This is a genomic window from Kitasatospora sp. NPDC001660 (assembly GCF_053596725.1).
The window spans coordinates 71,276-77,822 of the sequence record NZ_JBSFGU010000037.1 but is presented as its reverse complement, the minus strand read 5'-3'; the positions used below and the strand labels follow the sequence as shown (position 1 = coordinate 77,822).

Here is a 6,547-nt window from a genome sequence, read left to right as displayed (position 1 = left end):
CACAACACAACCAACCCCCCCCCCACCCCCCCTTGTTTTTTTGTTGTTTTTTTATTGCGGTTTGCGGACTGGGGGGGGGGGGGGCCCGCCCCCGGCCCCCCCCCCCCACCACCGGTGAGTCCGGAGAACAGTGAAGCCGGTCCATCCGAGGATGAACCGGCTTCACTGGAGGACCGGCATGCCGGTCTGCGCGTCAGCGCGAGACCTTACCGGCCTTGATGCACGAGGTGCAGACGTTGAGCCGCTTCGGCGTCCGCCCAATCACAGCGCGCACCGTCTGGATGTTGGGGTTCCAACGACGGGGGGTACGGCGGTGCGAGTGGGAGATGCTGTTGCCGAAGCCCGGCCCCTTGCCGCAGACGTCGCAGTTGGCAGCCACAGGAGTCACTCCAAGACTTCAGATCATTTACGTTCGAAAACCCGAAGGGCCACCGGAGCACTCGCGTGAACCGGAGCGGACCAAAGGGTGAGCCCGGATTGTTCCAGGCAACCGGAAGAGCATACAACGCTTGCTTCCGTTCGACGAAACTACCATGACCGGCCGGGTGATCGCTCCGGACGACGGTCCGGGCGGCCCCTCCCGGCCCCCGATAACCTGCCGGTATCACCCCTCGCCGCTGCCCTGAACGTGCTGCCGCCCCTCGGGCCACCGCGGCGTCCCATCCGGAGGAGACCTGGTGCTGCACACGCTCGACGCCCCGGCCGTGCGCACCTGGTGCCAGCTCGCCCTGCGCGCGCTCGGCCAGGCGCGCGAGGAGATCGACGCGCTCAACGTCTATCCCGTCCCGGACGGCGACACCGGCACCAACCTCTACCTGACCGTCGAGTCGGCCGCCGCCGAGGTGGAGAGCCGCTTCGCCGACCCCGCCGCGGAGCCGGCCCCCGGCCTGGCCGACGCGATCCGGGCGATGGCCCGCGGCGCGCTGCTCGGCGCCCGTGGCAACTCCGGGGTGATCCTTGCCCAGTGGCTGCGCGGCACCGCCGAGACGCTGGCCGAGGGCGGCGGGGCCGAGCAGCTGCGGGCCGCCCTCCAGCGGGCCGCCGAGTCCGCCTACCAGGCCGTCGCGGAGCCCGTCGAGGGCACCCTGCTGACCGTCGCCCGGGTCGCCGCCAGGGAGGCCGTCCGGGCCGGGGACGGGCTCGCGCAGGTCGCCGACACCGCGTACCGGGCCGCCCGGGACGCGCTGCGGCACACCCCCGAGCAGCTCGCCGTGCTCGCCGAGAACGGGGTCGTCGACGCCGGCGGGCGCGGCCTGGTGGCCGTCCTCGGCGCGCTCGCCGACGCCGTCGCCGGGCACCAGCCGATGGGACCGGTCGCGCTGCGCGGGGACGTCCGGGCGCTGGAGAGCTGCGAGGTGCACGTCCGGCCGCCCGGCCCGGGCCACCCCGCGTTCGAGGTCATCTACCTGCTGGACGCCCCCGACGACGCCCTGCCCGCGCTGCGCGAGCGGCTCGGCGGGCTCGGCGACTCGCTCGTCATCGGCGGCGGCGACGGCCTCTGGAACGTGCACGTCCACGTGGACGACGCCGGCGCCGCCGTCGAGGCCGGCATCGGGGCCGGCCGGCCGCACCAGATCAGGATCACGCACTTCGCCGAGGCCGCCGCCCGCTCCGGCGCCGCCGCCGAGCCGGGCGAGCGCGAGGAGCCCGCGCGCGCGGTGCTCTCCGTGGTGTGCGGCGAGGGCCTCGCCGAACTCTGCGAGCAGGCCGGCGCCGTCGTGCTCCGGGCCGACCCGGACCGCCCGACGGCCAGCGCCGAACTCGCCGCCGCCGTCCGGCGCTCGGGCGCGCGCGAGGTCGTCCTGCTGCTCAACGACCCCGAACTGCGCGCCGCCGCCGGGGCCGCCGCCGACCAGCTCCGCGAGGAGGGCGTGCGGATCGCCGTCCTGCCCACCCGCTCGCCGGTGCAGGGGCTCGCGGCGCTCGCGGTGCACGAGGCCGGTCGCCGCTTCGACGAGGACGTGGTCGCCATGACCTCCGCGGCCGGGGCCACCCGGTACGCCGAACTCGCCGTCGCCGAGGGGGAGTCCTGGACGATGGCCGGGGTCTGCCAGGCCGGGGACGTGCTCGGCCTGATCGACGGGGACGTCGCGGTGATCGGCGCCGGGCCGGCCGAGGTCGGGGCGAGCGTGCTGGACCGGATGCTCGGCGCGGGCGGCGAACTCGTCACCCTCATCCTCGGCGAGGGCGCCGACGAGGCGCTCGCCGAGCACCTGGTCGCCCACGTCCGCCAGGGGCGGCCCGAGGTGGACACGGTGGTCTTCCACGGCGGCCGGGAGTCGGCCCCGCTGCTGATCGGGGTCGAGTAGGGCCGGGCGGGCCCGAACGAGGCAGCGTGGCCCGGTTCGTCGGTCCCGTGGTGTAAACAGGGGCCTGATGGGCGCTCTCGATGAACCACTGACCAAGCTCGTCGGCGACCGCACCGCGAAGGTGCTCGCCGACAGCCTCAAGCTGCGCACGGTCGGGGACCTGCTGCACCACTACCCCCGCCGCTACGTCGAACGCGGCCAGCTCACCAGCCTGGACGAGCTGGAGATCGACGAGCACGTCACCGTGCTGGCGCGGATCGAGAAGGTCACGCTCATCCCGTTCCGCGGCCGCAAGGGCGACCGGCTGGAGGTCGTCGTCACCGACGGCCGCAGCCGGCTCTCGCTGGTGTTCTTCAACCAGGGCTGGCGGCAGAAGGAGCTCAGGGCCGGCGCCCAGGGCCTGTTCGCGGGCAAGGTCGGCGTCTTCAACCGCACCCGCCAGCTGGTCTCCCCGGACTACCAGCTGCTCGACGAGGAGGCGGCTGCGTCGAGCGGGGCCGGGGACGCGGCGCAGCAGTTCGCCGGCCGGCTCATCCCGGTGTACGGCGCGAGCGCCCAGATGCCCAGCTGGAAGCTGTCGATCTGCGTCGAGACCGCGCTCACCAAGCACCTCGGCGACGTCGGCGAGCCGCTGCCCGCCGAACTGCGCGAACGGCACGGGCTGATCCCGCTGCCCGAGGCCCTGGAGCTGATCCACCGCCCGCGCAGCCAGGCCGACCGCGAGCGGGCCCAGAGCCGGCTGCGCTGGGACGAGGCCTTCGTCCTCCAGGTCGCCCTCGCGCAGCGCCGGGCCGCCGAGTCCGCCCTGCCCGCCAAGCCGCGCAGGGCCCGCGAGGGCGGCCTGCTGGACGCGTTCGACGAGCGGCTGCCGTTCACCCTCACCGAGGGGCAGCAGAAGGTGTCCGCCGAGATCGCCGCCGACCTCGCGAGCGAGCACCCGATGCACCGGCTGCTCCAGGGCGAGGTGGGATCGGGGAAGACGCTCGTCGCGCTGCGCGCGATGCTCGCCGTGGTGGACGCCGGCGGCCAGGCCGTCCTGCTCGCGCCCACCGAGGTGCTCGCCCAGCAGCACCACCGTTCGATCGTCGAGATGATGGGCGACCTGGCCGAGGGCGGCATGCTCGGCGGCTCCGACCTCGGCACCCGGGTCGTGCTGCTCACCGGCTCGATGGGCACCCCGGCCCGCCGTCAGGCGCTGCTCGACATGGCCTGCGGGGACGCCGGGATCGCCATCGGCACCCACGCGCTGATCGAGGACAAGGTCCAGTTCCAGGACCTCGGTCTCGTCGTCGTCGACGAGCAGCACCGCTTCGGCGTCGAGCAGCGGGACGCGCTGCGCGCCAAGGGCGAACAGCCGCCGCACCTGCTGGTGATGACCGCGACCCCGATCCCGCGCACGGTCGCGATGACGGTCTTCGGGGACTTGGAGACCTCCGTCCTGGACCAGCTCCCGGCCGGCCGCTCGCCGATCTCCACCCACGTCGTGCCGGCGGTCGAGAAGCCCAACTTCCTCACCCGCGCCTGGGAGCGGGTCCGCGAGGAGGTCGACAAGGGCCACCAGGCGTACGTCGTCTGCCCCCGCATCGGGGACGAGGAGCCCGGCGCCGAGCCGGCGAAGAAGAAGCGCGGGCCGGCCGAGGAGGACGACTTCGAGGACATCGCCGACGTCGGCGCCCAGAGCGACGAACGGCGGCCCCCGCTCTCGGTGGTGGAGACCGCCGAGAAGCTGGTGAAGGGCCCGCTGAGCGGCCTGCGGGTGGAGATCCTGCACGGCCGGCTCGCCCCCGAGGCCAAGGACGACGTGATGCGCCGGTTCGCGGCCGGCGAGGTGGACGTCCTGGTCGCCACCACGGTGATCGAGGTCGGCGTCAACGTCCCCAACTCCACCGCGATGGTCATCATGGACGCCGACCGCTTCGGCGTCTCCCAACTGCACCAGCTGCGCGGCCGGGTGGGCCGCGGCAGCGCGGCGGGCCTGTGCCTGCTGGTCACCGACATGCCCGCGGGCAGCGCGGCCCGGGCCCGGCTGGACGCGGTGGCCGGCACGCTGGACGGCTTCGAGCTGTCCCGGATCGACCTCGAACAGCGCCGCGAGGGCGACGTGCTGGGCCAGGCGCAGTCCGGCGTGAGGTCCTCGCTCAAGGTGCTCTCGGTGCTGGAGGACGAGGAGGTCATCGTCACCGCCCGGTCCGAGGCCACCCGGCTGGTCGCCGAGGACCCGGAGCTCGCCGCCCACCCGGAGCTGCGCACCGCGCTGGAGAGCCTCATCGACGAGGACCGCGCGGCCTACATGGAGAAGGGCTGAGCGGGCCCGCACGGCCCCGGAATTGTCAGACCCCCGCGGGAGAATGAAGGTGTTCAGGGCGCACCCCCAAGGTGCGTACCTGGCGCGACACTTGGGGGTCCTGCCATGGCATTCCGTCATCTCAACGAGCTCCCGCTGGGCGACAAGGTCTTCCGGATCGAACTCGCCAGCGACGACGACCGCGAGGTCACCCTCACCCTGACCGGCTGGCGCGAGGGGGCGGCCGCCGCGCCGCTCGCCTCGGGTCGGCTCCGCCTGCCGGTCGAGGACGTCGCCTCGCTGCGGATCGCGCTCAACCGCGCGCTGCGGGCGCTGGCGATCGTCGCCGACGTCTCCGAGCCCATCCCCGACCGCGACGTGCTGCGCGAGCTGTACCCCGGCCACGGCGCCCCCTGGGTGCCGCAGCACGAGGAGGAGCTGGTCCGGCGGTTCCACGACGGCGAGACCGTCGCCCGGATCGCCGCCCGGTTCGGCCGCACGCCCGACTCCGTCCGCACCAAGCTGCGCGAGCTCGGGCACGACCCGCGCCGCCCCGAGTTCTGCCCGCCCGACGGCTGCCTGTCCTGGTCCCGCTACGCCTCGCCGGCCCTGCTCGGCGCGGCCGTCCCGGCCCAGTCGGCGGGCTCCGAGGCCGGCTGACCGCCCGAGTGCGCGACCGCGGCCCGACGGGATGCCCCGCCGGGCCGCGGCTGTCACCCGCCGGCGCGCCCCTTCGGCTCGGGGCGGGACGCTCGGCGTGAGCGGGGAGCGGTGGTCGGGATAGCGTGGGCGCGCAGCGACGAAAGGACCTTCCACCACCATGACCCGCGTGATCGCCGGGTCGGCCGGCGGCCGCCGGCTGGCCGTACCGCCCGGCCGGGGCACCCGCCCGACCTCCGACAAGGCCCGCGAGGCGATGTTCTCCACCCTGGAGGCGCTGCGCGGTCCCCTGCACGGGGCCCGGATGCTGGACCTGTTCGGCGGATCGGGCGCGGTCGGCCTGGAGGCGCTGTCGCGCGGCGCCGAGCACGTCCTGCTGGTCGAGGCCGACAGCCAGGCGGCCCGGGTGATCCGGGAGAACGTCCGCACGGTCGGCCTGCCGGGCGCCGAGGTACGGGCCGCCAAGGCGGAGAAGGTGATCGTCGGGCCGCCTCCGCAGACCCCCTACGACCTGGTGTTCCTCGATCCGCCGTACGCCGTGACGGACGAGGAACTGCGCGAGATGCTGATCACACTGTTGGCTGGAGGCTGGCTCGCGGACGACGCACTCGTCACCGTGGAGCGCAGCACCCGCGGCGGAGAGTTCGGCTGGCCCGACGGCTTCGAGGTGCTGCGCTCCCGCCGCTACGGCGAGGGCACGCTCTGGTACGGTCGCGCCGCCGCCGAAGCCAGCGATCACGAGTAGCGGGCCGCGGCCCGCAGCAGCCGTCACCCCACGAGGGAGCACACGCCATGCGCCGAGCCGTCTGTCCCGGTTCGTTCGACCCGATCACCAACGGCCACATCGACATCATCGGGCGCGTCTCGAAGCTGTACGACGTGGTGCATGTCGCGGTCCTGATCAACCGGAACAAGCAGGGCATGTTCACCATCGAGGAGCGGATCGGCCTGATCGAGGAGGTCACCGCCGAGTTCGGCAACGTGGTGGTCGAGTCGCACCACGGCCTGCTGGTGGACTTCTGCCGGGAGCGCGGCATCCCCGCGATCATCAGGGGTCTGCGCGCGGTCAGCGACTTCGACTACGAGCTGCAGATGGCGCAGATGAACCACGGCCTGACCGGCGTGGAAACGCTGTTCGTGCCGACCTCGCCGACGTACAGCTTCCTCTCCTCGACGCTGGTCAAGGAGGTCGCCTCGTACGGCGGTGACGTCTCGCACCTGCTGCCGGAGACGGTGCACGACCGGCTGGTCGAGCGGATCGCGGAGCGCAAGGCCGAGCAGTAGTCGGCCGTTC

At 73.7% G+C, this 6,547-nt stretch carries 6 protein-coding genes; 5 read left to right on the top strand and 1 reads right to left on the bottom strand.

All coding sequences use genetic code 11. The features are described from left to right. Positions 1–193: 193 nt before the first annotated feature. Positions 194–379, bottom strand: coding sequence for a 50S ribosomal protein L28 (rpmB, locus tag ACWCXH_RS30045; protein ID WP_014138233.1), 186 nt, complete (start codon positions 377–379; stop codon positions 194–196). 298 nt (positions 380–677) lie between these two features. Here rpmB and ACWCXH_RS30040 point away from each other — a divergent pair, with 298 nt between their 5' ends. The 5 genes from ACWCXH_RS30040 (at position 678) to coaD (ending at position 6,537) form a co-directional block, all read left to right on the top strand. Further along, a complete protein-coding gene (locus tag ACWCXH_RS30040) occupies positions 678–2,309 on the top strand; it encodes a DAK2 domain-containing protein (protein WP_449804623.1) in 1,632 nt (543 codons plus the stop codon). Between the two features lie 67 nt (positions 2,310–2,376). Continuing rightward, entirely contained in the window at positions 2,377–4,614 is a 2,238-nt protein-coding gene (gene recG / locus ACWCXH_RS30035; protein WP_449804622.1) for an ATP-dependent DNA helicase RecG, read from the top strand. Positions 4,615–4,719: 105 nt separating this feature from the next. Then, entirely contained in the window at positions 4,720–5,253 is a 534-nt protein-coding gene (locus ACWCXH_RS30030; RefSeq protein ID WP_449804621.1) for a hypothetical protein, read from the top strand. Between the two features lie 160 nt (positions 5,254–5,413). Beyond that, on the top strand, positions 5,414–5,998 hold the full coding sequence (gene rsmD / locus ACWCXH_RS30025; protein ID WP_449804620.1) for a 16S rRNA (guanine(966)-N(2))-methyltransferase RsmD: 585 nt from the start codon (positions 5,414–5,416) through the stop codon (positions 5,996–5,998). A 47-nt stretch (positions 5,999–6,045) separates the two neighbouring features. Beyond that, positions 6,046–6,537: a pantetheine-phosphate adenylyltransferase gene (coaD, locus tag ACWCXH_RS30020; RefSeq protein ID WP_449804619.1), complete on the top strand. Its 492-nt coding sequence runs from the start codon at positions 6,046–6,048 to the stop codon at positions 6,535–6,537. Positions 6,538–6,547: the final 10 nt, after the last annotated feature.